Consider the following 26268-nt stretch of genomic DNA (forward strand, 5'->3'; position numbering starts at 1 on the left):
CGGGGAATGACAACGTCATTTGGGGGGCGAGGCTGCTGCCTCATACTCCGTCATTGCGGGCGCAGCGAAGCAATCCAAAGTCTTTCCGCGGAGGGATTCTGCATTGTTTCGCTGCGCTCGAATGACGACGTGGAAAGAGCTGGGCCGAACCTCACTTGCGTCCCCGGACGCCCCGCGCCATCCCCACGATTGTGGCGAGATCGCATCGGTCTGGCAAAAAAATCCTCTGTCGACGGTTGCGCCCCGCACCTTGATGAATCAACCTCGGTTGGTCCATAAGCGGCGTCCCGCGGCCGGATTTCGGTTTGCGTCGCGTGCTTGGGAATAGAGAGGAAATCTCGCGTGGCCAATATCAACCAGAAGATTGCGCAGGAGCTTGGGGTACGGGCGGAGCAGGTCGAGGCGGCGGTGACGCTGCTCGACGGCGGCGCCACGGTTCCCTTCATCGCGCGCTACCGCAAGGAAGCGACCGGTGCGCTCGACGACGCGCAATTGCGCACCCTGGAGGAGCGCCTGGTCTACCTGCGCGAGCTCGAGGACCGCCGCAAGGCCATCCTCGAATCGGTCCGCGAGCAGGGCAAGCTCGATGCCGCGCTGGAAGCCTCGATCATGGCCGCGGACAGCAAGGCGCGTCTCGAAGACATCTACCTGCCGTTCAAGCCGAAGCGCCGCACCAAGGCGGAGATCGCCAAGGAAGCCGGCCTCGAGCCGCTCGCCAACCAGCTCCTCGCCGAGCCCGGCAACGATCCCAAGATCGTCGCAGAAAGCTTCATCAACGCCGAGAAGGGCGTTGCCGATGCCGCCGCCGCGCTCGACGGCGCCCGCGCCATCCTGGTCGAACGCTTCGACGAGGACGCCGATTTGATCGGGGCCTTGCGCGAAGACATGTGGAGCAATGCGCGCATGGCCTCCAAGGTGCGCGACGGCAAGAAGACCGAGGGCGAAAAATTCGCCGACTATTTCGACTTCTCCGAGCCGCTGACGAAACTTCCCTCGCACAGAATTTTGGCGATGTTCCGCGGCGAGAAGGAAGAGATCCTCGATCTCCAGATCCAGGCCGAGGAAGCGCCGCCCGCCGGCGTGCCAGGCGCCTACGAGCTGAAGATCATGAAGCGGTTCGGCATCGCCGACCTCAAGCGCGCCGGCGACCGCTGGCTGATCGACACCGTGCGCTGGGCCTGGCGCACCAAGATCCAGGTGCATCTCAATATCGACCTGCGCATGCGGCTGTGGAACGCGGCCGAGACCGAGGCCGTGCGCGTGTTCGCCTCTAACCTGCGCGACCTGCTGCTGGCGGCGCCCGCCGGCACCCGCGTCACCATGGGGCTCGATCCCGGCTACCGCACCGGCGTCAAGGTTGCTGTCGTCGATGCCACCGGCAAGGTGGTCGACACCACAGCGATCTTTCCGCACGAGCCGCAGCGGCAGTGGAACGAGTCGCTGGCAACGCTCGGCCGGCTCGCGATCAAGCATCGCGTCGAGCTGATCGCGATCGGCAACGGCACCGCCTCGCGCGAGACCGACAAGCTCGCGACCGAGCTGGTCAAGGGTCTCCCCGAGTTGAAGATGAGCAAGATCGTGGTGTCGGAAGCGGGCGCGTCGGTCTATTCCGCCTCGGCCTTCGCATCGGAGGAATTGCCCGGCCTCGACGTCACGCTGCGCGGCGCGGTCTCGATCGCCCGCCGCTTGCAGGATCCGCTCGCCGAGCTCGTCAAGATCGAGCCCAAGGCGATCGGCGTCGGCCAGTATCAGCACGATCTCGGCCAGGCCAAGCTCGCCAAATCGCTCGATGCCGTGGTCGAAGACTGCGTGAACGCGGTCGGCGTCGACGTCAACACCGCCTCTGCGCCGCTGCTCGCCCGCGTGTCGGGCGTCGGCTCGGGCCTTGCCCAGAGCATCGTGGCGCATCGCGACGCCAACGGCCCGTTCAAGTCGCGCAAGGCGCTGAAGGATGTGCCGCGCCTCGGTCCAAAGGCGTTCGAGCAGTGCGCGGGCTTTTTGCGCATCCTCGGTGGCGAGGACCCGCTCGATGCTTCCGGCGTGCATCCGGAAGCCTATCCGGTGGTGCGCCGCATCCTCGCGGCGAGCAAGAGCGACATCAAGGCGCTGATCGGCTCGAGCGAGATCGTGCGCACGCTCAAGCCGAAGGATTTCGTCGACGAGACCTTTGGTCTGCCGACCGTCACCGACATCTTGAAGGAACTGGAAAAGCCCGGCCGCGACCCGCGTCCGGCGTTCAAGGCCGCGGTGTTCAAGGAGGGCGTCGAGGAGATCAAGGACCTTCAGAAGGGCATGATCCTGGAGGGTACCGTGACCAACGTCGCCGCCTTCGGCGCCTTCGTCGATATCGGCGTGCACCAGGACGGCCTGGTGCACATCTCGGCGATGTCCAAGACCTTCATCAAGGATCCGCGCGAGGTGGTGAAGCCCGGCGACATCGTCAAGGTCAAGGTGCTGGACTTCGAGGTCGCCCGCAAGCGCATCTCGCTGACGCTTCGCCTCGACGACGAGGTTGGGCCTAAGAAGGACGCTCCCGGCATGCAGCGCGACAACACGCGCAACACCAGCCGCATGATGTCCTCGGCCCCCCGCAAGCAGGAATCCTCCAGCGGCGGCGGTGCGCTCGCCGAGGCGATGCGCCGGGCCGCGGAGAAGAACAACGGCAAGCGGGCGTGAGAAGTGAGTAGCCCGACGTAGGACGCGCTCCATTGCGAGCGTAGCGAAGCAATCCAGACTGTCTCCGCGGAAGCGGTCTGGATTGCTTCGTCGCATCAGCGCAAAATTGCTGCGCAATTTTGTCGCGAGCTCCTCGCAATGACGTGGGGAGAGCATGCATCCTAACATCCGCGTCAGAATCTGGCGCGCTTGTAAGTTGAAGCTGCCCGTCCGTTCCTCTCTGATCCCTCCGGTGCGGCAGCGATATCGCCGCGCAGCACGGAGGATGCTTCGATGGACAACAGGCTTCTCAAGGGCCTCGCTGCGGCAGCGATCGCTGCAGCGATGGCGCTGGGCTCACCGGTGCTGGCCCGAGGTGGCGGCGGAGGCGGCGGTCACGGCGGCTTCGGCGGTGGTGGCCACTTCGGTGGCGGCGGCATGCGCGCCGGCGGCTTCGGTGGCATGCATGTCGGCGGCATGGGCGGTGCACACTTCGCCCACGTCGGTGGACCGGGCTTCGGCGGGGCGCGCTTCGCGCATGTCGGCGGACCTGGCTTCGGTGGCGTGCGTTTCGCCCATGCGGCGATCGGGCCGCGTTTCGTCGGCGGCGGCTGGCATGGCCGGCCCTTCATCGGCCGCCACGCCTTCTTCTTCCGGCATCATCGCTTCCACCGGTTTGCCGTGTTCGGCGCGCCCTTCTACTACGCCAACTATTACGACGACGGCTGTTGGCGCAGGAGCTGGACGCCCTATGGCTGGCAATGGGTCAATGTGTGCGGGGACAGTTGGTACTAGCATCGCCGGTCCGCACCATTGTCGCGATCGCCACCGGGTGGTTCCGCTCAGCCCCGGAACGGGATAATCTGGTGGCGATCGTCGCGCGGAGTTCGTCATGACCGGAGGCCATCGCCGCATTCTTGTCGTCGAGGACGATCCGGAAACCGCGGGCCAGCTCGTCGAGGAACTGACGACATCAGGCTATGAGGTCGATCTCGCCGCCACGGGGCGCGAAGCCCTCAGCCACGGCGCCGCGCGCGACTATGCCGTCATCACCATCGACCGCATGCTGCCCGACATCGATGGCATCACCGTGATGCGGCAGATGCGCGACGACGGCATTGCCTCGCCGTTCCTGATCATCTCCGCACTCGGCGAGGTCGACGAGCGCGTGCGCGGCTTGCGTGCCGGTGGCGACGATTACCTCGTCAAGCCGTTTTCCTTCGTCGAGCTGCTCGCGCGCCTCGAGGCGCTCGGCCGCCGCAGCGAGACCATCGCCAAGGAAACGATCCTGCGCGTCGGCGACCTCGCCGTCGATTTGATCGCGCGCAATGCCAGCCGGCGCGGCCGCAAGATCCCGCTGTTGCCGCGCGAATTCCAATTGCTCGAATATCTGGTCCGCAATGAAGGTCGCGTCGTCTCCCGCGCGATGCTGCTGCAGCACGTCTGGGACCTGCATTTCGATCCCTCCACCAACATCATCGACGTCTATGTCGGACGCGTCCGCCGCAAGGTCGACGATGCCCAGGCCTATCCATTGATCCACACCATCCGCGGCATCGGATATTGCCTCCGTGCTCCTGGCTAACACGCTCCGGTCCTCGACCTTCCGCCTGGCACTGATCGCGATTGCGATCTTCGGCCTGATCGTCGCGGCGATCATGGCCTACGTCTATGTCGGCACGCTCGCTTATGTGCGCAGCCGCGTCGGCGATGTCGGCGACCACTCCGGCTTCGTCGCGATGCTCGAGCTGGCGATGATCGCCGTCGCCGTGCTGCTGGTCGTGCTGTCGGGCGTCGCGGCCGTGCTGGTGACGCGGCGCACGGTCGGACGGATCGAGGAGATCAATGCCACCAGCCGCGCCATCATGCTCTCGGGCCTCGACCGGCGCATTCCCTTGCGCGGCAGCCATGACGAATGGGACCGCGTCGCCGAAAACCTCAACCAGATGCTCGATCGCATCGAGACGCTGATGGGCGAGGTCAAGCAGGTCAGCGATAATGTCGCCCACGATCTGCGCACGCCGCTGACGCGGATGCGGGGCCGGCTGGAAAAGGCCTATCACGCTCCGCGCAACGCTGCGGCCGATGCCGCCCTGATCGGCGACACCATCGCCGATCTCGATGCCGTGCTCGGGATGTTCGCTTCGATCACCCGGATCTCGGAGATCGAGACCCGCGCCCGCCGCAGCGCGTTTCGCCCGCTCAATCTGGCCGAGATCGCCGGCGAGGTGGTTGAACTCTACGACGCCGCCGCCGAGCAGGTCGCAACGCGCCTGAGCCTCTCTGGCGAGCGCGAGGTCGCCGTCACGGGCGACCGCGACCTGCTGTTCGACGCGATCGCCAATCTGGTCGACAACGCCATCAAGCATGGCCGCTCAGGTGGAAAGGTGACGGTGATCTGCCAAGGCACCGAGAGCGGCGCCTCGATTACCATCGCCGACGACGGCGAGGGCATTCCGGCCGACCAGCGCGACCACGTATTCAAGCGCTTCTATCGGCTCGAGCAGAGCCGCTACACCCCGGGCAACGGTCTGGGGCTGAGCCTGGTCGCGGCCGTGGCCCGCCTCCATGGCGCCGAGATCATGTTGCATGACAATGGTCCGGGCTTGAAGGTCCGGCTCGATTTTCCGCCGCACCGGCCCGGCACCCAACTTGCATGATCGCAAATGTATCGCGTGAGAGTCCTGCCATGCCAAGCCCGCCTGATCTCGTCATCACCAACGCGCGCATGCGCAGCCGCGAGCTCGTCGACATCGCGATTACCGACGGCGTGATCACGGCGATCGGCGACCGGCTCGATCACGCCGCGCAATCCGTCATCGATGCTGGAGGCGGCCTGGTGATGCCGGCGTTCGTCAATCCGCATCTGCATCTTTGCAAGGTCTGGACCCTGCCGATGATGTCGGAGGCGGCGCTGGAGGCCTATCAGGGCGCCGACATGAGCGAGGCGGCGAAGGCAATCGAGCTCGCAGCGGTGGTCAAGAGCAGGTACGACGCCTCCTGGATCATTCCGAACGCGCGGCGCGCGGTGGCGCTTGCGGCGCTCCACGGCAATCTCCATATCCGTGCCTTCGCCGATGTCGACACCAAGGCGAGGCTCGAGGGCGTCAAGGCGCTGCTCGCCATCCGCGAGGAGTTTCGCGGCATCGTCGAGATCCAGGTGGTCGCGTTCCCGCAGGATGGCCTGTTGCGCGAGCCTGGCGCCGACGGCCTGATGCGCGAGGCGATGGCATCAGGGGCCGATATCGTCGGCGGCATCCCCTGGATCGAGGCCAACGAGCAGGACATGCGCCGCCACATCGATTTCTGCTTCGAGCTTGCCGCCGAGCACGGCGCCGATATCTCGATGCTGCTCGACGACGTCGGCGATGCCAATATGCGCACGCTCGACATGATGGCGCGCGCGGTGATCGCGCGTGGCATGGAGGGCCGGGCGCTGGCTCATCATTGCCGCGCCATGGCGCTCTATCCCGAGAACTATCTTCGCGAGCTGATGGTCCTGCTCGGGGAGGCCCGTATCAGCGTCGTCAGCGACCCCCACACCGGCCCGCTGCATGCGCGGGTCAAGGAGCTGCTGGGCGTCGGGATCAATGTCTGTCTCGGCCAGGACGATATTTCCGACGCCTATTATCCGCTGGGCCGCAACAACATGCTGGAGGTGGCGTTTCTGGCCTCGCACCTGCTGTGGATGACGAAGAAGAGCGAGCTCGAGACGCTCTACGACATGATCACCACGCGCGCCGCCTTAGCGCTCGGCCTCGAGCGCTACGGCCTCGGCCTCGGCTGCGCCGCCAATCTCGTCATCCTCGACCAGGGCGACGTCACCGAGGCATTGCGCTTTCATGCGCCGCCGCGTGTCGTCATCAGCCATGGCCGCGTTGTCGATACAGACCGCATGCGCGCGCTCGCGGAGGCTGCAATTGTCCCATGAGGCGCGCGGCTCAGAGCTCGATCACGCCGCGGCGCGCCGCGTGCGCCACCGCATCGGTGCGGCCGGTCGCATCCAGCTTGTCGAGCAGCGAGCCGACGTGGAATTTCACGGTATGCACGGAGATGTTGAGCTGACGCGCGATCATCTTGTTGGAGGCGCCTTCGGCCATCAGCGCCAGCACGTCGAGCTCGCGCTGCGTCAGCGCGATGTCCTCGGGCATGACACGCGGGTCGCGGGCGACGATCGTCGCATTGGCGGCCTCGCCGGGCGCGGCAAGGCGAAGCCCCGCGACACTGCCGAGCAGTGTCGCGAGGCGGTCGGCGAGCGCTGGATCGTCGATCTCGAGCGACAGCACGATATCAGGCGAGATGTCCGCGCTCACGCTTCGGGCCTCTCGCCGATCGTGACCCTGAAGCTCGCAGGTTCGCCGCCACGGCGGACCGCAACATCGACCACCCGGCCGACGCTGGCGGGTCCCAGCGTCCGCAACAATGCGCGCACGCCTGATAGCTTCTGGTCGTTGACCGCCACGATCACGTCGCCCTGGCGGATGCCGGCGCTGGCCGCTGGACCGGCCTTGTCGACATTCATCACCATCGCGCCGATGCCGTCATCGAGCCGCAGCGGCTGCAGTCCGAGCCCGAGATATCCCCGCGCAATGCGGCCGCGCGTCTCCAGCTGGGCTGCGACCCGCTCGATCGTGGCCGTCGGAATCACCAGCACGCGCCGCGGTCCGAGCACGGCCATGCCAAAGGCCTCGCCAGAAGCATCGAGGGCAAGGCCGCCCTCCTGGCTCGAACGGAGGCGAACATCGAGCTCGATCCGCGCATCGATCTCGCCGCCGCGCAAGGAGCGCCAGCCCTGGCCTGAGACGGATACCATCCCCAGCGCCGCACTCGGCGCATCCCTGTTGGTGGCGACCACGACGGAGAGCGCACCGAGAGCGGGCACAGTCGCGGACAGCTTGACCGGGGCAATATTGCTTTCCGCGCGTAGCAGCGCGATATCGGTCATGTGGTCGCGGCCGACGATCGTGGCGGCAACCGTGCTGCCATCGGCGAGCACGATCTGGACATCGCCCTCGTCGGCCAGCGCCTCGTCGGCGGTGACGATCAAGCCGGGCTTCCAGACGAAGCCGGTCGAGCCGGATCGATGCGAATGGACTGACACAACGGACGGCGCGATCCGCGCCACGACATCCGCCAGCGCCGATGACAGCGAGGTGAGGGGGGTGAGGTCGGTCATGGAGGGCTCCCTAAGCTGTCCTCAATCTGGTACCTCGCGGCCAATTGTGAAACTGGCCGGGTGGTCAGTCCCTCAGGGCCGTAGCCGACGAACATGTGATTTGGAACTCCTCACGGCAAATTGTAGCAATCTCCCAATTGCGCCTAACGGGCCCAAACCATTTTCAGCGAGCCCCGACCGATGACCATCGACCTCACCCGCCGTACCCTGCTTCAACTGGCCGGCGCCAGCTCGCTCGCGATGGCTGCGGCCGGCGCGGTGCGCGCCGAGGGCAATCCGCAAAGCGGTGGGCCAACCTACGCCAGTCGCACGCCGATGCGGATCGGCATGGTGACGCTGCGGGTGAAAAATCTCGATAGGGTGGCAGATTACTACCGCGACGTGATCGGGCTTACCGTGATGGAGCGCTCAGGCGGCGCCGCGAAGCTCGGCACATCAGGTATCACGCTGCTGGTGCTGGAAGCCCGTCCCGACGCCGCGATCGAGCCGCGCAACGCCGCTGGCCTCTACCACACCGCCTTCCTGATGCCGACACGAAAAGACCTCGCGCGCTGGCTGGTCCATGCCGCCTCTCATCGGGTGCCACTGTCGGGCTTTGCCGATCATCTCGTCAGCGAGTCCGTCTACCTCGACGACCCCGAAGGCAACGGCATCGAGGTCTATGCCGACCGCGATCCCTCGCAATGGCAGTGGAGCGAGGGCAGCGTGAAGATGGCGACCGACGAGCTCAACATTCCCGACCTGCTGTCGCTGACCAACACGCGCGTCAGCGACTATGCCAGGGCGCCGGACGGCCTGCGCGTCGGCCACATGCATTTGCGCGTCGGCGATCTCGCGCAGGCGCAGAGTTTTTACCACGGCGCTGTCGGCCTCGACCCGACCCGCAGTCGGGGCGGCGCCGCGTTCCTGTCGTCGGGGCGCTATCATCACCATCTCGGCATGAACGTCTGGCAGAGTGAGGGCGCCGGCCAGCGCGACGACGCGATGACCGGACTCGCCTGGTTCTCGCTGGTGACGGAAAAGCAGGACATCCTCGCCGCGCAGGAAGAACGCCTGCGCAAGGGCGGCGCGCGCGTCGTGCAACTGCCTGACGGCGTCGAGGCCGTCGATCCCTGGGGCACGCGGGTGCGATTGCTGAAGGTGTGAGCGGCCCGCGTGCTTGCTGGCAATAGGACCCCATGGTAGCACGCGATGGACCGCGCGCCTGCCAGACTGGACTCAGCTTCCCCGGACTTATTCCCGACATGACCGAATTTCGCGGCGTCTTCCCCTATCTCGTCTCGCCCGTCAGTGCTGATGGCACCGTGCGGACCGATATGCTCGCAAGGCTCTGCGACGATCTGATCGGCGCCGGTGTGCACGGGCTGACGCCGCTCGGCTCCACCGGCGAGTTCGCTTATCTCAACGCCGCGCAGCGGATGGCGATTGTGCAGACCACGATCGAGGCTGCGCAGCGGCGCGTGCCAGTTGTGGCGGGCGTCGCCTCAACCTCGACAGCCGATGCGGTGGCGCAGGCGCAAGCCTATCAAAAGCTTGGCGCCGACGGCATCCTGGCAATCCTCGAAGCCTATTTTCCGCTTCCTGACGCCCAGGTCGAATCCTATTTCCGCAGCATCGCCGATGCCGTGGACATTCCCGTCGTCATCTACACCAATCCGCAATTCCAGCGCTCCGACCTCACTCTCGATGTCATCGCACGCCTCGCCGAGCATCCGCGTATCGGCTACATCAAGGACGCCTCCACCAACACCGGGCGGCTGCTCTCGATCATGAACCGCTGCGGCGATTCCTTGCGCGTGTTCTCGGCCTCCGCCCATATCCCGGCTGCAGTGATGCTCATCGGCGGCCTCGGCTGGATGGCGGGGCCGGCCTGCATCATCCCGCGCCAGAGCGTTGCGCTCTACGACCTTTGCCAGGCGGGCCGCTGGGACGAGGCCATGGCACTGCAGCGCCGGCTGTGGCGGATCAACGAGGCCTTCGCACGCTTCAACCTTGCCGCCTGCATCAAGGCCGGCCTTGCGATCCAGGGTTACGACGTCGGCGATCCCATCCCGCCGCAGGCGCCGCTCACGGCCGACGCACGCAAGGTGGTGGAAGCGGCGTTGCGAGAGCTTGATTAGCGCGCAGTCATCCCATGATCGGTGCCGTAGGGTGGGCAAAGCGTAGCGTGCCCACCCTTTGCCTGTTGGCGCGAGTGGTGGACACGGCGCGCGAAGAGCGCGCCTTTGCCCACCCTACGGAATCGCAGATCGGGACGACATGCCGAAATCGTAGATATCCCGCCCAAAACCGCGGCTGGTCTCGCCTGTCTTGATCCGCTAAAAGGCGGCCGCACTTTGAGGCTTAGAGGACCCCACGGAATGAACATTCTTCCCGGCAATTTGCGTTTCGGAGCGGGCCAGCCCGTCAAGCGTTTGGAAGACCAGCGGCTGCTCACCGGGAAGGGGCAATTCATCGACGACAAGCCGGAAGATGGCGCGCTGTGGTTGCACCTGCTGCGCTCGCCACATGCGCATGCGAAGATCATCTCGATCGACACCAGCGCTGCCGCGTCGATGCCTGGCGTCACCGCGATCTACACGGGCGCCGATCTGATCAAGGATGACGTCGGCACCATTCCGACGCTCAGCATCTTCAAGCGGCCCGACGGCAAACCGATGACGGTGCCGCCGCGGCGGCTGCTCGCCCATGAAATCGTGCGTTACACCGGCGAGGCGGTGGCGGCGGTGGTGGCGTCGTCGCGTGCGGAGGCCCAGAGCGCGGCCGAGGCGATTGTGGTCGAATACGACGTGCAGCCCGCCGTGGTCGATCCCGTCGAGGCCGTCAAGCCCGGTGCGCCGGTGGTGTGGCCTGAAGCGCCCGACAACATTGTCGGCGCGATGAGCTATGGCGACGCCGCCAAGGTGGACGAAGCCTTCGCCAAGGCCGCGCACACCGTCGAGCTCGATCTCGTCAGCCAGCGTCTGGTGCCCTCCGCCATGGAGCCGCGCTCGACCATCGCCGAGATCGACAAGACCGGCCGCCTGCTGCTGCATGTGCAGTCGCAGACCCCGGCCTCGACCCGCGACGTGCTCGCCGAAGCCGTGCTGAAGCGTCCCAAGGACAGCGTGCGCGTGCTGGTCGGCGATATCGGCGGCGGCTTTGGCCAGAAGACCAACCTCTATCCGGAAGACGGCATCGTCGCCTATGTCGCGACCAAGCTGAACAAGAAGATCCGCTGGCGCGGCGACCGCACCGACGAGTTCGTCGGTGGCACCCATGGCCGCGATCTCACTTCGACGGCGTCCTTCGCACTGGACGAGAAAGGCAAGGTGCTGGCCTATCGCGTCAAGTCGATCGGTTGCACCGGCGCGTACTCGTCGGGCGCCGCCAACATCATCCCGCTGGTGCTCGGGCCGTTCGTACAGACCGGCGTCTACGATCTGCCGCTGGTGCATTTCGAGGTCAAGTCGGTGATGACCCATACCGCGCCGGTGGGTGCCTATCGTGGCGCTGGCCGCCCCGAGGCCGTCTTCATCGTCGAGCGCCTGTTTGACGCGGCCGCGCGAAAAATCGGCATGGATCCGCGCGCGATCCGGAAGGTGAACTACATCAAGCCGGCGCAGCTGCCCTACACCAACGCCGCCGGTCAGGTTTACGATTCCGGCGCCTTCGCGCACATGCTCGATCGCGCCGTGAAGCTTGCGGATTGGGACGGCTTTGCCGCACGCAAGAAGGCCGCGAAGAAGAAGGGCCTGCTCTACGGCCGCGGTCTCACCTCCTACATCGAATGGACCGGCGGCCGCGCCCATACTGAAAAGGTCAGCCTGCACGCGACCGCGCAGGGCCGCGTCGTCCTGCATTCCGGCACCATGGCAATGGGGCAGGGGCTGCAGACCACCTACACCCAGATGATCTCCGACACGCTCGGGATCGCCATGGACAAGATCGACGTCGTGCAGGGTGACACGGATCTTGCGATGGGCTTTGGCAGCGTCGGCTCGCGTTCGCTGTTCGTCGGGGGCACGGCCGTTGCGGTCTCCTCCAATGATCTGATTCAGAAGGCGCGCGAGAAGGCGGCCAACGTGCTCGAGACCTCGGTCGAGGACATCGAATATCAGGGCGGCATGCTCACCGTGGTCGGCACCGACCGCCGCATCAGCCTGTTCGATCTCGCGGAGAAGGAGACCGGCGCCAGGCTCAGCGTCGATTCCGAAGGTGAAGTTGACGGGCCGAGCTGGCCGAATGGCGCGCATATCTGCGAGGTCGAGATCGATCCCGAGACCGGCGTCTCCAAGGTCGTGCGCTACACCACCGTCGACGATGTCGGCGTTGCCGTGAACCCGATGCTGGTGACGGGGCAGATCCATGGCGGCGTCGCGCAGGGCATCGGCCAGGCGCTCTATGAGGGCGTCTCCTACGATGCCGACGGCCAGCTCCTCACCGCCAGCTACCAGGACTATTGCATCCCGCGCGCCGACGACGTGCCGCCGATCGTGGTGACGCTGGATGATTCCGCGCCCTGCCGCACCAATCCGCTCGGCGCCAAGGGCTGCGGCGAATCCGGCGCCATCGGCGGTCCGCCTTGCGTGACCAACGGCGTGATGGACGCACTCGCCGAACTCGGCATCACCCAGCTCAACACGCCACTGACGCCGCAGAAGGTCTGGAAGGCGATCAGGGACGCGAAGACGGGTGCTCAGTCGGCTTAGGCCGAACCGTCGCGGCAAACACAATTGTCGTCCCGGATCTGCGCTTACGCTTGTCCGGGACGACAGCGGAGTATGTGGCGCTCGTACACGCCAAACACAGGACTACAAGAGTCAAATCCCCAGCATCATCTTCGCGATAATATCGCGCTGGATCTCCGAGGTGCCGCCGAAGATCGTATAAGCGCGGCCGTTGAGATATTCCGGCACCACCGTCAACATCTCCTCGGGCAGCGCGGGCTCGTGGTTGAGCTTGTAGAGCGGGCGCATCGGCTCGACGGCGAGCGCATCGTGGCCGATCACGTCGACCCCTAACCGCGTCACGGCCTGCCGGATCTCGCTGTTGCGCAGCTTCAGGATCGACGAGACCGCGCCGGGATTTTGTCCGGTCTGCAGCGCGGAGAGCACGCGCAGTTCGGTCATTTCAAGCGCGTCGATGTCGATCTCGACCTCGGAGATGCGCGTCGCGATATCGGGGCTGTCGATGGCGCGCCCCGTCAGATCGGACTTGGCGAGCTCGGTGATCGCGCGCAGCCCCTCGCGCAGCTTGGCGGACGCAATGCCGGCGCCGCGCTCGAACTCGAGCAGGTATTTGCCATAGGTCCAGCCCTTGCCTTCATCGCCGACGCGGTTGGCGACGGGCACGCGCACGTCGTCGAAGAACACCTGGTTGACCTCGTGGTCGCCGCCGATGGTGAGGATCGGGCGCGTCGTGATGCCCGGTGTCTTCATGTCGATCAGGATGAAGCTGATGCCGTCCTGCTGCCGCTCGCCGTCGCTGGTGCGCACCAGCGCGAACATGCGGTTGGCGTGGTGGGCATGCGTGGTCCAGATCTTGGTGCCGTTGATGATGTAGTCGTCGCCGTGACGCACCGCGCGCGTCTTCAGCGAGGAGAGATCGGAGCCCGAGCCCGGCTCGGAATAGCCCTGGCACCAATAATCCTCGCCGGAGAGATCCGTGGCAGGTAGAAATTCTTCTGCTCAGGGCTGCCGAAGCCGATGATGACCGGGCCGACCATCTTCACGCCCATCACATTCACATTCGGCACGCCGGCCCGCGCGCATTCGCTCTCGAAGATCCATCGCTGCGCCGGGGTCCAATCGGGACCGCCATATTCGACCGGCCAGCCCGGTGCGCCCCAGCCGCGGCCGTGCAGCGCGCGCTGCCAGGCCATCCCGATGTCGGGATCGGAGAACACCGACGGCGTCAGTGCGGTGGCGCGCTTCATCTCCTCGGTGAGATTCTTCGCAATGAAGCTGCGCACCTCGCTCTGGAAGGCGCGCTCTTCGGCATTGAACGACAGGTCCATAATGCGCGCTCCTTCAGGCTGAAGCCGTGGTGCGACCAAGCTGCGCGTGGCGGGCATAATGGTGTGCGCTGCCGCCGAACAGCGTGTCGAAGGCGACAAGGCGCTTGAAATAGGCGCCGACCTCGAGCTCCTCGGTGACGCCCATGCCGCCGTGAAGCTGGATCGACTGCTCGCCGACGAAGCGGGCGCATTTGCCGATCTTCGCCTTGGCGGCCGAAGCTGCGCGAGCCCGCTCAACCGGCGCGCTATCGGCCTTCAGCGCGGCGCGCAACGCCATCGAGCGTGCCTCGTCGAGCTGGATCGCCATGTCGGCGAGGCGATGGCGGACCACCTGGTTGGCGGACAGCGGCCGGCCGAACTGCTTGCGTATCTTGGTGTACTCGAGCGTGGTGTCGAGCAGCGTCTGCATGATGCCGACGGCCTCGGCACCAAGCGCAGCCATCGCGCGATCGATGGCCCATTCGATCGCTGGCAGCGCGTCGTTGCCGTCACCGAGCAGTGCATCGTCCGGCAGATGCAGGTCGGACAGCTCGATGTTGCAGGCGCGCCCGCCGCCGAGGCGCGGATAGTCGGAGATCGCAAGGCCGGAGGCGGTCGCCGGCACCAGGAACAGGCCGATCCGTCCCGAAGGTCCGTGATGATCGTGCAGATGCGCGGAGACGATGATCTCGTCGGCGGCATGGCCGTCGAGCACGGCGATCTTGTTTCCGGTCAGGCGCCAGCCGTTGGCTGACTTGGTCGCTGATGTCACGACCTTGGCGAGATCGAACCGCGCGGCGCGCTCGGAATGCGCAAAGGCGAGCTTCATTGAGCCGTCCGCGATCTTGGGCAGGCTCGCCTGCTTCTGCGCCGTGCTGCCGCATCGCTCGATCAACGCGGCGCCAAGCACCACCGTCGCGACATAGGGCTCGCACACCAGCCCGCGGCCAAAGGCTTCCATCAAGATCCCGATCTCGATCGGACCGCCACCGAGCCCGCCAAACTCTTCCGCGATCGGCAGCGCCAGCCAGCCGAGCTCGGCGAATTGTTTCCACACATGAGGGCTGAAGCCGAGCGGATCGTTCGCCATCTTGCGGCGGTGGTCGGCATCGTAGCTCTCGGCCACGAAGCGCTCCGCGCTCTCGCGCAGCAGCCTTTGCTCGTCACTGAGATTGAGATCCATGGCGCTTATTCCGCGGCGGCCGGCTTGCGCACCGAGGGATGCAATCCGGATGGATCGACCACCATGCCGAACTCCTGAAGATTATGGGCGTGACAGAGCTGATGCAGGGCAAAGGCCTGATCGATTGCGGCGGGCTGCCCCATCACGTCGACGGAGCGGTTCACCGCTTCCTTGGTCAGCTTCAGCGCAAAGGACGGCTTTGACGCGATCCGCCGCGCCAGCTCCAGCACGCGCGACGACAGCTCCGCGCGCGGCACCACCTGGTTCACCATGCCGAGCTGGTGCGCCTCCTGCGCGCTCCAGCTGTCGGCCGTGAACAGGAATTCCTTGGCCTTGCGCGGGCCGAGCTCCCAGGGATGCACGAACCATTCGACCCCGCATACGCCCATGGTGACGACGGGGTCGCAAAACTGCGCATCATCGCTGGCGACGATGAGGTCGCAGGCCCAGGCCAGCATCAGGCCGCCCGCAATGCATTTGCCGTGCACTTCCGCGATGGTCGGCTTCGCCAGATTGCGCCAGCGCCGCGTGATCTGGAGATATATTTCCTGCTCGCGCGCAAAGCGGCCGTGGGCGTTCGCCTCGGCAAAGCCGCCCCAATGTCCTATCGGCGGAAAATCTGTGCCCGCGACATTCTTGGCCCCGGGGCGCAGGTCATGACCGGAGGAGAAGTGCGGCCCGTTGCCGGCGAGAATGATGACCTTGACCGTGTCGTCCTGAACCGCTTCGTCGAAGGCGGCGTTGAGATCGTAGGTCATTTGCAGATTCTGCGCGTTGCGCGCGTCGGGGCGGTTCATCACGACCCGGGCGATCGCCGGCTCCGGCCGCTCCACGAGGATGGTCTCGAACGAGGACATGGCGCGCTCCCCTAGTGTTTTCGTCTTGTTTGTCGTGAGTTGACTATGTCGCGTGATGATAGGCAAGGGGCTTGCGTCAGCCGGCTACGTGTCGCGCGCGTCCGCGCGGGACATCTGGCGTTGTATGCGCTCGATCTGGTAGTTTACGGGCCGATTCCACCGGGAGAAATTTGATGCGCAAGATCCTGACCGTGCTGGCGGCGCTGGCCTCGCTCAGCCTCACCAATTGCGGCTACAACGCGATCCAGAGCCAGGATGAGCAGATCAAGGCCAACTGGTCCGAGGTGGTGAACCAGTATCAGCGCCGCGCCGATCTCGTGCCCAACCTGGTCAACTCGGTGAAGGGCTTTGCGCAGCAGGAGAAGGATGTGCTGCTCGGCGTTACCAATGCCCGCGCCAAGGTCGGCAGCATCCAGGCGACGCCCGAGGTGCTGAACGATCCCGCCGCCTTGCAGAAATTCCAGGCCGCCCAGGGCGAGTTGTCCAGCGCGCTGTCGCGCCTCCTCGTGGTCACGGAAAACTATCCGCAGCTGAAGTCGGATGCGCTGTTCAAGGATCTGATGTCGCAGCTCGAGGGCACCGAAAACCGCATCACGGTTGCGCGCAACCGCTACATCAAGTCGGTGCAGGACTATAACGTCACCATTCGTTCATTCCCGAGCAACCTCACGGCGATGATGTTCGGCTACAAGGAAAAGCCGAACTTCACGGTCGAGAACGAGAAGGAAATCTCGACCGCGCCGAAGGTCGATTTCAACACCGCGCCCGCGCCGTCTAAGTAGGCGCGTCTGGTTCCGATGCGCGCTCCACGCACCGCCGTCATTCCCCGCGAAGGCGGGGAATCCAGTACGCCGCGGCTTCTCCGTATCTCGCTGGCGGATCTGGGATACTGGATCGCCCGGTCAAGCCGGGCGATGACATTGCGTGTGTGGTGTGCGGCGATCGTCGCAACGCTCCTCATAGCTTTCGCCTCACTTGCCTTTGCCGACGTCGCTGTCCCCCAGCTCACCGGCCGCGTGGTCGACCGGACCGGCACGCTATCGAGCAGCGACATCGCCGCGCTGTCGCAGAAGCTGCGCGATTTCGAGACGCGCAAGGGCAGCCAGATCGCGGTGCTGATCGTGCCGACGACGGACCCGGAGACGATCGAGCAGTTCTCGATCCGCGTCGCGGAAGCCTGGAAGATCGGCCGCAAGAAGGTCGACGACGGCGCGATCCTGGTGGTCGCCAAGAACGACCGGCACTTGCGCATCGAGGTCGGCTACGGCCTCGAAGGCGCGCTCACCGACGTGACGTCGCGGCGGATCATCGACGAGGTCATCACGCCGAAATTCCGGGAGGGCGATTTCGCCGGCGGCATCTCGGCCGGCGTCGACCGGATGATGCGTGTCGTCGACGGTGAGCCGCTGCCGGCTCCCTCGCGCAGCGTGAATTTTGCCAATCTGGACGACATCGGGCCGCTTGCTCCATTCGCCCTGTTTGCTTCACTCATCGTCGGCGGCATCCTGCGCTCGCTGCTGGGACGGCTGCTGGGCTCGGTCGCAACCGGCAGCGTGATCGGCCTCCTGGCACTGCTCATTCTGGGATCCGGTGCGCTGGCCCTGCTTGCCGGGATCATCGCCTTTGTGCTGTCCTTCATCGCCGATCTGTTTCCGGCATCGACAGGACCGTCACGCGGCGGGTCGTGGTCGAGCGGCTCCTCCTCCGGCGGCTGGAGCAGCGGGTCGTCGTCCAGCGACAGCGGCAGCTTCAGCGGGGGCGGCGGCAGCTTCGGTGGCGGCGGCGCCTCGGGGAGCTGGTAGTCATGGGCATCGGGCGTATCACCAGGCATCTGCTCCAGCACCATTGGCGCGCGAAGCGAGTGTTTCCGCAAGATGTGCTCGACCGCATCGAGCAGGCGATCAAGCAAAGCGAAACCACGCATTCCGGCCAGGTTCGCTTCGTCGTCGAAGGCGCGCTCGACGGCCGGCCGCTATTCCGCAATCAGCACGCGCGCGAGCGCGCGCTCGATGTGTTCTCGCATTTGCGCGTCTGGGACACCGCGCATAACAACGGCGTGCTGATCTACCTGCTGCTCGCCGACCGCGACGTCGAGATCATCGCCGACCGCGGCATCGATGCGAAGGTGGGCGCGGCCGGCTGGGAAGCGATCTGCCGCGCGATGGAGGCCGAGTTCGCCGCGGGCCAGTTCGAGCGTGGCGTGATCGCCGGCATCGCGGCGGTGTCGCGCGAGCTGGCGAAGCATTTCCCGCCGGGAGGGGTGCATCCGAACGAGCTGCCGGATAAGCCGGTGGTGATGTGAGCTCCTATCGAACGCGAGCACTAACCCTTCACCGTCACCCTGAGGTGGCCGCCCCTTGGCGGCCCTCGAAGGGCGACAGCCCGGCTGTATCCTGGCCGTTCATCCTTCGAGGCTCGCCCCGCAATGCTTCGCATTGCAGGCCTCGCACCTCAGGATGACGGGTTGGCGGTTGCGCTCGGTGTTCCGCCTCAATCATCCAGCTTGTTCAAATCCCGGACCGTCTGCCGCGGGGCAGCATCGTCTGACGATTTGTTGCACGCCGCCACGCCGGTTCCATTTTCCCGACCCAATTCGGCCTCGGACGAGTTCCTAAAATTTCGGTAAGCGGGTCCCGAGGTAAGGAATTCGCAAGCAATGAAAGTTACCAAAAGGTCAACCCAGACTGGAGTATTTGAGCCGTGAGCGAACCTATGTCCGACCTGGCCGGCCAAGGGACCAATGACCGGGCGAACGACCGGACTGGCGCCGTTGACGCCGCCGGCATCGAGGCCCCCTCGATCGCCCCCGACCATGAGACGCTGCCCAAGCCTGATCCGGTCAAGCCTGATCCGGTCAAGGCGGATGCCCCGAAGGTCGAGCCGCCAAGGATCGAGGTCCCGAAGTTCGAAGCTCAAGCCGAACCCAAGCCCGAGACCAGAACTGAGACCAAAGCAGAGTCAGATCCCGGCAGGCTGATCGTGATGGCGCCGGCGGCGCGGTCCTGGGACCGCGAAGAGTACGCCCCGCATGTCAAGGCCGAGGAGATCAGCGACACCGGCAGCAAGCGCCGCCTGTCGGCGATGGCCGCGGTCGTCGCGATCGCAGCCTGTGTCGGCGCCGCTAGTGGCGCGCTTGCGACCGTGGGCATGATGCATTTCGCAGCCAGCCCGGCGCCGGTCCAGGTCGCCGATACCAGTGCGCTGGATGCCTCCGTTGCCCGCATCGATGCCGATATCGTGGCGCTCAAGGCCAATGTCGAGCACACCTCGAAGACCGGCCTCAGCCAGTTCAACCGAGCCAATGACCGTCTCGACAAGCTCGAGAAGGCGCAGGCCGAACCGTTGGCCAAGCTGGCGAAACTGTCCGAGACCGTCGACAAGCTCCGCGCCGCGCCGCCGGCTGCCGCCGCCGCGCCGGCCGCAGCGGCCGCGCCCGCGAAGGAGACCACTGGCACGATTGCGCCCGCGCCGACCCAGGTCGCGACGGCCGCAGCTGCGCCGGCTCCCGTGCCGCCTGCGCCTGCCGCGCCCAAGACTGAGGTCAAGACGGAAGTCGGTCGCCTGCCGACGATCGACGGCTGGAGGCTCCGCGACGTCGCCAATGGCGGTGCGCTGATCGAAGGCCGGGGCGGCCTGTACGAGGTTTATGCCGGCGATCCCATCCCCGGTCTCGGCCGCGTCGATGCGATCCGGCGCCAGGACGGCCACTGGGTGGTGGTCACGCCCCGAGGTCTGATCGTCGCGCGCTAAACGTCCGATATACGACTTTCGAAGAGGCGCTTCACCACCGTGTGAGGCGCCTTTTTGCTTGAATAGGCTGTCAGGCGCGGTGTTAGTGGAGGCATGAGCCGCGCGCTGCAAATTCTCCTGGCTGCCATCGTGTTGCTCGGCGGCCGCGTGTCGTCGATGGCAGCGGAGAACGCGCCGCTCGTCCGCGGCACCGCGATCACCGATCCTGATGTGCTGAAGAGGCTCGATCAGGACGACGTGCTGACGATCTCGCGCCTGCTCTGGCCGGAACGCAATGCGAATTTTCCGCTGACGAACGATCAGCTGTTCGCCTGGCTGCCGCAGCTCAGGGACATTCCGCCGGCCATCGATGCCGAGTTCGACCGCTACATTGCGCGGCAAAAGGCGGTTTCGCCGAGCGAGACCATCGGCGCCGGCGACGGCTTCGATGTCCAGCTGTTCGATCGTTTCAGTCTGAAATCCGCCGACACACGCTTCGTGCTGGCCGGCATCGTCAATCGCATGGACCGCGCCTACGTGTCTCAGGAGTCCTGCGGCGAGATCCGGCTGATCTATCGCCTGGCGCGGTTCGGGCCCGGGCCGGATGGTGGCAGCACCGCGACGCGCCTGCCGATGACGTTCAACCTGGTGGTGAAGGCGCGCGATGCGCGCCAGACCGATGGAAGCGGCAAACCCATCACCTGCGCCGAGCTGGCGCGGCGCTGGCTCGAGAATGGCGACTGGCAGAGCCTGATCGGCAGCCGCTTTGCGCCGTACGATGCGATGATCGACCGCATCGAGACCAATGTCCAGATCTCGATCGCGCCAAAATCGGCGCTGCACGATTTCCGCTCCGACTATCTGCTCAAGGTGTTCAAATACGACGCCGCCACCAAGACCTTCGTGGAATCGACGCTGGAGAACCAGATCGACCGCGACCGTATCCTGGCCGATGACGCGCTCCGCCACGACTTCAAGGCCTGGCTGCTTGAGCCCGCGAATCTGCGCGCGTTCGATCGCGGCACGGTGCAGATCCCGGAGCAATATCTCGCCAAGGCGGCCGTGGCGCCGACGCCTGCCGGGCTCGATGGCTCAGCGTTGCAGCCGGAGTTCGGCTTGGTTGAAGGCGAGGGCAACAGCGATCCTGTCTTCACCGATGATGACATCGTCGGCGCGCTGAAACAGGCGGCCGCGCGCGGCATCAGCATGGAGAACATCCGCTCGGTCGCGGGCTTCCAGCGCCGTCTCAACGATGTCACCTGCTCGGGCTGCCACCAGACCCGCGGCATCGGCGGGTTTCACTTTCCGGGCGTGGATTGGCTGACGGAGGGGGCGTCGACCGCCACCATTGTGCCGGCCTCGCCGCATTTTGTCGGCGACCAGCTCCGCCGCCGCGACATCCTCACCGCCTTTGCGACCGGCAAACATCCTGATTTTTCACGCGGTTTTGCCAGTCGTCCGCAGACACGCGGCAGCCGGGAGCTTGCCGGTACCGAATATCAGGACGGCTGGGGCGCGCATTGTTCCCTGCAAAATGCGGGATCGGGAACGGCCGACAAGAGTTTTACGTCATGGACCTGTGCTCAAGGTCTCACCTGTCAGGCTGCGGCGGCTTCAAACCGCATTGGCATGTGCTTCATCAAGACGCGTTAGGCCGCCCCGACCGATTGGATGATCCATGACGGACACCGCCAACAAGCAGCGCAATCGCGACATCGCGCGCAATGAAGAAGCCAAGCAGGTGACCGGCAGCGTCCGCGTCAGCGCCTGGGCGATCGCGGTCGCCGTCATCATCGGCGGCATCCTGTTCACGCTCGGCTGGCTGTCGCTGCGTTAAGAGCTCTTTCGACTGAATCCCGGACCGAGCCGCACGTTCGCCGCGCTCCGCTTGGGACCTCATGCGGCATCGGATTTTGTCGATGCTCATACCGCGCTATTTCCACGTCGTCATTGCGAGCGTAGCGAAGCAATCCAGGAATGCATCCGCGGATACAGTCCGGATTGCTTCGCTACGCTCGCAATGACGGGGTTAGAGAGGCCCGCCCCCTTACCCCACGGCCCCCTTCGCCCGCAGCTGCTTGATCTCGGCCTCGTCGTATCCCGCGCCACGCAAGATTTCGTCACTGTGCTCGCCGACGCCGGGCGGCTTGCGCGGCTGCACCTTTTTGCTGCCGTCGATCCAGATCGGGGAGTTGATGGTGAGCATGGTGTCGTTCTCGAACGGCACCAGCACCTCGTTGTCGAGCATCTGCTTGTCATCAGCGATGTCGTCCAGGATGGCGACGATGCCGAACACCAGGCCGTTGCCGTCGAGGATCTTGCGCCATTCGGCGAGATCCCTGGTCGCAAAGGTTTCGTCAAAGATCTTGATCAGCTCGACCGAGCGGGCGTGACGGTCGGGCTTGGTGGCAAAGCGCGGATCGTTGATCAGGTCCTCGCGTCCGAGGCATTTGGCGAGCGTCGGCCACTGCCTCTCCTCGCTGAGCAGCGACAGGATCAGCCAGCGGCCGTCCTTGCACTGGTAATGGTTGGCGACGGCATTGAGCGCGCGTTCGCGCGGGCGTCGCTCGCCGAACTTGGCGCCGCAGAGCTTTGCCTGCGCCAGCACGCTCGCGGCCCACACGCCGTTGGCCATCAGGTTGGAGGCGACATGCGAGCCCTTGCCGGTCTTCTCGCGCTGATAAAGTGCGGTGACGATCGCGCCGTACAGTGCCATGGCGCAGGGATGATCGCCCATGCCGGCGACCGAGCGGGCCGGCGTCGTGTTGGGATCGGCGCGGACGAGGTCCATCAGGCCGGAACGCGCCCAATAGGCGTTGCTGTCGAAACCGGGCTTGTTGGCTTCCTCGCCCTTCTCGCCATAGCCGGTGAAGGAGGCATAGATCAGCCGGTCGTTGAGATGGGCGAGATGGTCATAGGTGATGCCGAGCCTGGTCCGCACCGGCGGCGGCATGTTGGTGATGAAGACGTCGGCCTCTTCCACGAGTTTGTAGAGCACGGCCTGCGCCTCCGGCTTGGAGAGGTCGAGCGCGATGCTCTTCTTGTTGCGGGCCTCGAGCAGCCAGGCGAAATTGTGCTCGCCGGTGGGATAGCCGGGCAGATTGGGCAGATTGCGGTAGGGATCGCCAGCGCCGGGCGGCTCGATCTTGATGACATCGGCGCCGAAATCGGACAGCACGGTGGCCGCCGCGGGCGCCGCGATGAAGCTCGCGCAGTCCAGAACCTTGAGCCCTGCAAAAATGCCTTTTTCCATCGCGGCGTTGCTCCCTCGCTCTTGTTGTTTCCCGCCGGCTGGAATTTCTGCGGGTCGCTCGCGGAGGCATTAGACCGATGTTTCGGGAGGATGCAACGGCACCAGGCGCAGGGCTTCGCTGCGGATGTGAGCGCGCCAAACCATCTCCCGTCACCCTGAGGTGCTCGTCCTGCGGTGTACCGCAGGACGAGCCTCGAAGGGCGAGGGCCCGGCTGCATCTCGGCCGTTCATCCTTCGAGGCTCTCCATGGCGCGCTTCGCGCCCGATGGCTCGCACCTCAGGATGACGGGGCACGTGTTGCGCATGTTGTGAATCAATTCGAGGGCAGCCTCACTCCTCGCCTGCGAGCAGGGCGGCGTTGCCGCCGGCCGCGGCCGTGTTGATGGTCACGGTCTGCTCGGTGGCGAAGCGCGTCAGATAATGCGGGCCGCCGGCCTTGGGGCCGGTTCCGGACAGGCCATTGCCGCCGAACGGCTGCACCCCGACCACGGCGCCGATCATGTTGCGGTTGACGTAGATGTTGCCGATTTGGACGCGGTCGACGATGGCCTCGACCGTGTCGTCGATGCGCGAATGGATGCCGAGCGTCAGCCCGTAGCCGGTGCGCTCAATCGCCTGCAGGACTAGTGCGAGGGTTTCGGCCCGGTAGCGCACCACATGCAGGATGGGGCCGAACACCTCCTCGGTGAGCTGGCTGGCATCGCGGAGCTCGAAGATGTGCGGCGCGACGAAGCAGCCTTCGGGCGCGATGCCCGCAAAGTGCAGCCGCGCCTCCGTCTTCATCCGCGCAATGTGGGCATCGAGGCGTTGCTTGGCTTCGGCATCGATGACAGGACCGACATGGGTCGCGACCTCCGTGGGATCGCCGATCCTGAGTTCACGCGCCGCGCCTGCGATCATCTCGATCATGCGGTCGGCGACGTCCTCCTGTACGAACAGCAGCCGCAGCGCCGAGCAGCGCTGGCCGGCGGACCGGAACGCCGAAGTGACGACATCGTCGGCGACCTGCTCGGGCAGCGCGGTCGCATCGGCGATCATGGCATTGATGCCGCCGGTCTCGGCGATCAGCGGCACGATCGGTCCGTCCTTGGCGGCGAGCGTCCGGTTGATGTGGCGCGCAACCTCGGTCGAGCCGGTGAAGACGACGCCGGCGATATCGGGGTTTGCAGTCAGCGCCGCGCCGATGCGGCCGTCGCCGGTGACGAGATGCAGCGCGGTTTTGGGAATGCCGGCCTCATGCAGCAGCGCGACAGCCTCGCGCGCGATGCGCGGTGTCTGCTCGGCGGGTTTTGCCACCACGCTGTTGCCGGCCATCAGCGCCGCCGTAACCTGTCCAAGAAAAATCGCCAGCGGAAAATTCCACGGCGAGATCGCGACGAACACGCCGCGGCCGCGCATGGCGAGCGCATTGCTCTCGCCGGTCGGGCCCGGCATCGCCGTTTCGCCGCCGAACAGTTTTCGCCCCTGCGCGGCGTAATAGCGGCAGAAATCGGCGGCTTCGCGCAGCTCCGAGAGCGCGTCGTCGAGCGTCTTGCCGCCTTCGGCTTGCAGCAGCGCGATGAAATGCGCGCCGCGGCTCTCAAGCAGATGCGCGGCTTGCTCCAGCGTCGCCGCGCGGGTCCCTGCCGGCGTCCGGCTCCATCCGGCAAAGCCCGCGCTGGCCGCGGCGATCGCCGCGCCCGCCTGCTCGGGCGTTGCGTCAGCGATAGGCTTGAGATCAAGCTTCGCCGCCTTGACGTCCGCGCGCAGCCGATCGAGCGCTGCGCGTTCGCCGAATTCGATGCCGGCAGAATTATGCCGCTCCGGCGCGAACAGGTCGCCCGGCAGCGGGATTTTGGCGTGATGCGCGTGATCGGGCCGCACGATGAGATCGACCGGACGCTTCAACAGCGCCGTAACAGGCACGCGATAATCGGCCGCCTGCGCCACGAAGGACGAATTGGCGCCGTTCTCCAAAAGACGCCGCACCAGATAGGCGAGCAAATCGCGGTGGCTTCCGACCGGCGCATAGGTGCGGTAGGCGATCTCGGGGTGATCCTTGGCGAGCTGCTCGTAGAGCGCTTCGCCCATGCCGTGCAGGCGCTGGAATTCGAAGCCGCCGCCAGCGCCGGCGAGCTCCAGCACCGTTGCGACGGTGAGCGCGTTGTGGGTCGCAAATTGCGGAAAGATGCGCGGCCGCAAGCCGAGCAGCTTGGTGGCGCAGGCGACGTAGTTCAGATCCGTCATCGCCTTGCGCGTAAACACCGGATAGCCGTCGAGCCCGCGTTCCTGCGCGCGCTTGATCTCGGTGTCCCAATAGGCACCCTTGACCAGCCGCACCATCAGCTTGCGGTCATGCGCCCGCGCCAGTTCGTGAATGTACTCGATCACCGCGTCGGCGCGCTTCTGATAGGCCTGGATCGCGAGCCCAAAGCCGTCCCAGCCCGCCAGCGAGGGATCGGCGAGCGTGGCCGCGATCACGTCGAGCGACAGCTCCAGCCGGTCGGCTTCCTCGGCATCGACGGTGAAGTTGAGATCGTACGTCTTGGCGAGCCGGGCGAGATCCAGCAGTTGCGGCACGAGCTCAGCCATCACACGATCGCGGCTGATTGCCTCGAAGCGCGGATGCAGCGCCGAGAGTTTCACGGAGATGCCGGGCCGGTCGGGCAGGGCATGGTTGCCGGCGGCCTTGCCGATGGTCAAAATCGCGCTGGCATAAGCGTCGAAATAGCGCTTGGCGTCTTCAGCCGTGCGCGCGCCTTCGCCAAGCATGTCGAAGGAGTAGCGCGGCTTCTGGCCGGAGCGCGGCTTGCCCCGCTCCAGCGCCTGTTCGATGGTTTCCCCCAGCACGAAATGATTGCCCATCAGCCGCATGGCCTGGCGCGTCGCGGTGCGCACCGCCGGCGCGCCGAGCCGCTTCACCAAGCGGCCGATGGTGCCGTCGGGCGTCTCGCCGGGCTGGATCACCCGCGCCGACAGGCCGAGCGCCCAGGCCGAGGCGTTGACCAGGAACGCGGTGGACTTGGTCTCGTGATGGATGAAGTCACCCTCGCCGAGCTTGTCCTCGATGAACTGATCGGCGGTGCGGGCATCCGGCACGCGCAGCAGCGCTTCCGCCAGCACCATCAAAGCGAGGCCTTCCTTGGTCGAGAGCGCGAACTCGCGCAGCATGTCCTCGACACCGCCGAGCCGGTCGTCGCGCTTGCGGATCGCCTCGATCAGCCCCCTCGCCGTGCGGTCGACCCGCGCTTCCTGCGGCGGGCTGAGATGCGCCGACGGAAACAGGCGCGCCGCGATGTCGGCATCATCAGGGGCGTAGGGCGCGGAGAAGGGCGGCGGGATGTTCGGCATGGCGTGTCCTTGGCTGAAATCCAGGATAAGACCCGCGTGTCCGTAGTTCGATAGACAAGATAGCCATTTTGCCTTAGGAAATGAAGATTGCAGGCTCTCTGGCCAGAT

20 protein-coding genes and 1 pseudogene are annotated in these 26268 nt (G+C 65.7%); 14 read left to right on the forward strand and 7 right to left on the reverse strand.

The window, feature by feature from the left end; translation table 11 throughout:
- Nucleotides 1–342: 342 nt before the first annotated feature.
- From HYH07_RS31760 to HYH07_RS31780, 5 genes are all read left to right on the forward strand, one after another.
- On the forward strand, nt 343–2676 hold the full coding sequence (locus HYH07_RS31760) for a Tex family protein (protein ID WP_220006165.1): 2334 nt from the start codon (nt 343–345) through the stop codon (nt 2674–2676).
- A 273-nt stretch (nt 2677–2949) separates the two neighbouring features.
- Complete coding sequence (locus tag HYH07_RS31765; protein WP_220006166.1) at nt 2950–3450, forward strand: hypothetical protein; 501 nt, start codon at nt 2950–2952, stop codon at nt 3448–3450.
- Nucleotides 3451–3547: 97 nt separating this feature from the next.
- On the forward strand, nt 3548–4240 hold the full coding sequence (locus HYH07_RS31770; RefSeq protein ID WP_220006167.1) for a response regulator transcription factor: 693 nt from the start codon (nt 3548–3550) through the stop codon (nt 4238–4240).
- Nucleotides 4227–5315, forward strand: coding sequence for a HAMP domain-containing sensor histidine kinase (locus HYH07_RS31775; protein WP_220006168.1), 1089 nt, complete (start codon nt 4227–4229; stop codon nt 5313–5315). Before HYH07_RS31770 ends, HYH07_RS31775 begins: the two co-directional genes overlap by 14 nt.
- 29 nt (nt 5316–5344) lie before the next feature.
- Nucleotides 5345–6586, forward strand: a complete 1242-nt coding sequence (locus tag HYH07_RS31780; protein WP_228749886.1) for an amidohydrolase family protein — start codon at nt 5345–5347, stop codon at nt 6584–6586.
- Nucleotides 6587–6596: 10 nt separating this feature from the next.
- Here HYH07_RS31780 and HYH07_RS31785 read toward each other — a convergent pair whose 3' ends face one another.
- Both HYH07_RS31785 and HYH07_RS31790 read right to left on the reverse strand, forming a co-directional pair.
- On the reverse strand, nt 6597–6968 hold the full coding sequence (locus tag HYH07_RS31785; RefSeq protein WP_220006170.1) for a response regulator transcription factor: 372 nt from the start codon (nt 6966–6968) through the stop codon (nt 6597–6599).
- Entirely contained in the window at nt 6965–7831 is an 867-nt protein-coding gene (locus HYH07_RS31790; protein ID WP_220006171.1) for a S1C family serine protease, read from the reverse strand. Before HYH07_RS31790 ends, HYH07_RS31785 begins: the two co-directional genes overlap by 4 nt.
- A 180-nt stretch (nt 7832–8011) precedes the next feature.
- On the opposite strand from HYH07_RS31790, the gene HYH07_RS31795 reads away from it, so the two are divergent.
- The 3 genes from HYH07_RS31795 to HYH07_RS31805 all read left to right on the forward strand — a co-directional run bounded on the left by HYH07_RS31795 (nt 8012) and on the right by HYH07_RS31805 (nt 12522).
- A complete protein-coding gene (locus HYH07_RS31795) occupies nt 8012–8977 on the forward strand; it encodes a VOC family protein (protein ID WP_220006172.1) in 966 nt (321 codons plus the stop codon).
- Between the two features lie 98 nt (nt 8978–9075).
- A complete protein-coding gene (locus tag HYH07_RS31800; protein ID WP_220006173.1) occupies nt 9076–9951 on the forward strand; it encodes a dihydrodipicolinate synthase family protein in 876 nt (291 codons plus the stop codon).
- Between the two features lie 240 nt (nt 9952–10191).
- Nucleotides 10192–12522, forward strand: a complete 2331-nt coding sequence (locus HYH07_RS31805) for a xanthine dehydrogenase family protein molybdopterin-binding subunit (protein ID WP_220006174.1) — start codon at nt 10192–10194, stop codon at nt 12520–12522.
- Between the two features lie 111 nt (nt 12523–12633).
- On the opposite strand, the pseudogene HYH07_RS31810 reads toward HYH07_RS31805, so the two are convergent.
- The 3 genes and pseudogenes from HYH07_RS31810 to HYH07_RS31820 all read right to left on the reverse strand — a co-directional run bounded on the left by HYH07_RS31810 (nt 12634) and on the right by HYH07_RS31820 (nt 15848).
- Nucleotides 12634–13829 (reverse strand): annotated as a pseudogene (locus HYH07_RS31810) (acyl-CoA dehydrogenase family protein).
- Between the two features lie 13 nt (nt 13830–13842).
- Nucleotides 13843–14991, reverse strand: coding sequence for an acyl-CoA dehydrogenase family protein (locus HYH07_RS31815; RefSeq protein ID WP_220006175.1), 1149 nt, complete (start codon nt 14989–14991; stop codon nt 13843–13845).
- A 5-nt stretch (nt 14992–14996) separates the two neighbouring features.
- Nucleotides 14997–15848 (reverse strand): enoyl-CoA hydratase, encoded by an 852-nt coding sequence (locus HYH07_RS31820; RefSeq protein ID WP_220006176.1) that lies wholly within the window; start codon nt 15846–15848, stop codon nt 14997–14999.
- A 173-nt stretch (nt 15849–16021) separates the two neighbouring features.
- Between HYH07_RS31820 and HYH07_RS31825 the strand changes: the two genes are divergently transcribed.
- The 6 genes from HYH07_RS31825 (at nt 16022) to HYH07_RS31850 (ending at nt 21414) form a co-directional block, all read left to right on the forward strand.
- On the forward strand, nt 16022–16630 hold the full coding sequence (locus HYH07_RS31825; RefSeq protein ID WP_220006177.1) for a LemA family protein: 609 nt from the start codon (nt 16022–16024) through the stop codon (nt 16628–16630).
- 132 nt (nt 16631–16762) lie between these two features.
- On the forward strand, nt 16763–17650 hold the full coding sequence (locus HYH07_RS31830) for a YgcG family protein (protein WP_220006178.1): 888 nt from the start codon (nt 16763–16765) through the stop codon (nt 17648–17650).
- Between the two features lie 2 nt (nt 17651–17652).
- Entirely contained in the window at nt 17653–18150 is a 498-nt protein-coding gene (locus HYH07_RS31835; RefSeq protein WP_220006179.1) for a TPM domain-containing protein, read from the forward strand.
- A gap of 410 nt (nt 18151–18560) precedes the next feature.
- Nucleotides 18561–19598 carry a hypothetical protein gene (locus tag HYH07_RS31840; protein ID WP_220006215.1) on the forward strand — a complete coding sequence of 346 codons (1038 nt, stop codon included), beginning with the start codon at nt 18561–18563 and terminating at the stop codon, nt 19596–19598.
- A 93-nt stretch (nt 19599–19691) separates the two neighbouring features.
- Nucleotides 19692–21230: a hypothetical protein gene (locus tag HYH07_RS31845; RefSeq protein WP_220006180.1), complete on the forward strand. Its 1539-nt coding sequence runs from the start codon at nt 19692–19694 to the stop codon at nt 21228–21230.
- A 25-nt stretch (nt 21231–21255) separates the two neighbouring features.
- Nucleotides 21256–21414, forward strand: coding sequence for a hypothetical protein (locus HYH07_RS31850; protein WP_220006181.1), 159 nt, complete (start codon nt 21256–21258; stop codon nt 21412–21414).
- A gap of 210 nt (nt 21415–21624) precedes the next feature.
- Here the strand turns inward: HYH07_RS31850 and HYH07_RS31855 are convergent, their stop codons facing one another.
- Complete coding sequence (locus HYH07_RS31855) at nt 21625–22830, reverse strand: CaiB/BaiF CoA-transferase family protein (protein ID WP_220006182.1); 1206 nt, start codon at nt 22828–22830, stop codon at nt 21625–21627.
- Between the two features lie 330 nt (nt 22831–23160).
- Nucleotides 23161–26160: a bifunctional proline dehydrogenase/L-glutamate gamma-semialdehyde dehydrogenase PutA gene (gene putA, locus HYH07_RS31860; protein WP_220006183.1), complete on the reverse strand. Its 3000-nt coding sequence runs from the start codon at nt 26158–26160 to the stop codon at nt 23161–23163.
- Nucleotides 26161–26268 lie beyond the last annotated feature (108 nt).

The sequence above is a fragment of the Bradyrhizobium sp. BR 10261 genome, assembly GCF_019455395.1.
GTDB lineage: Bacteria > Pseudomonadota > Alphaproteobacteria > Rhizobiales > Xanthobacteraceae > Bradyrhizobium > Bradyrhizobium manausense.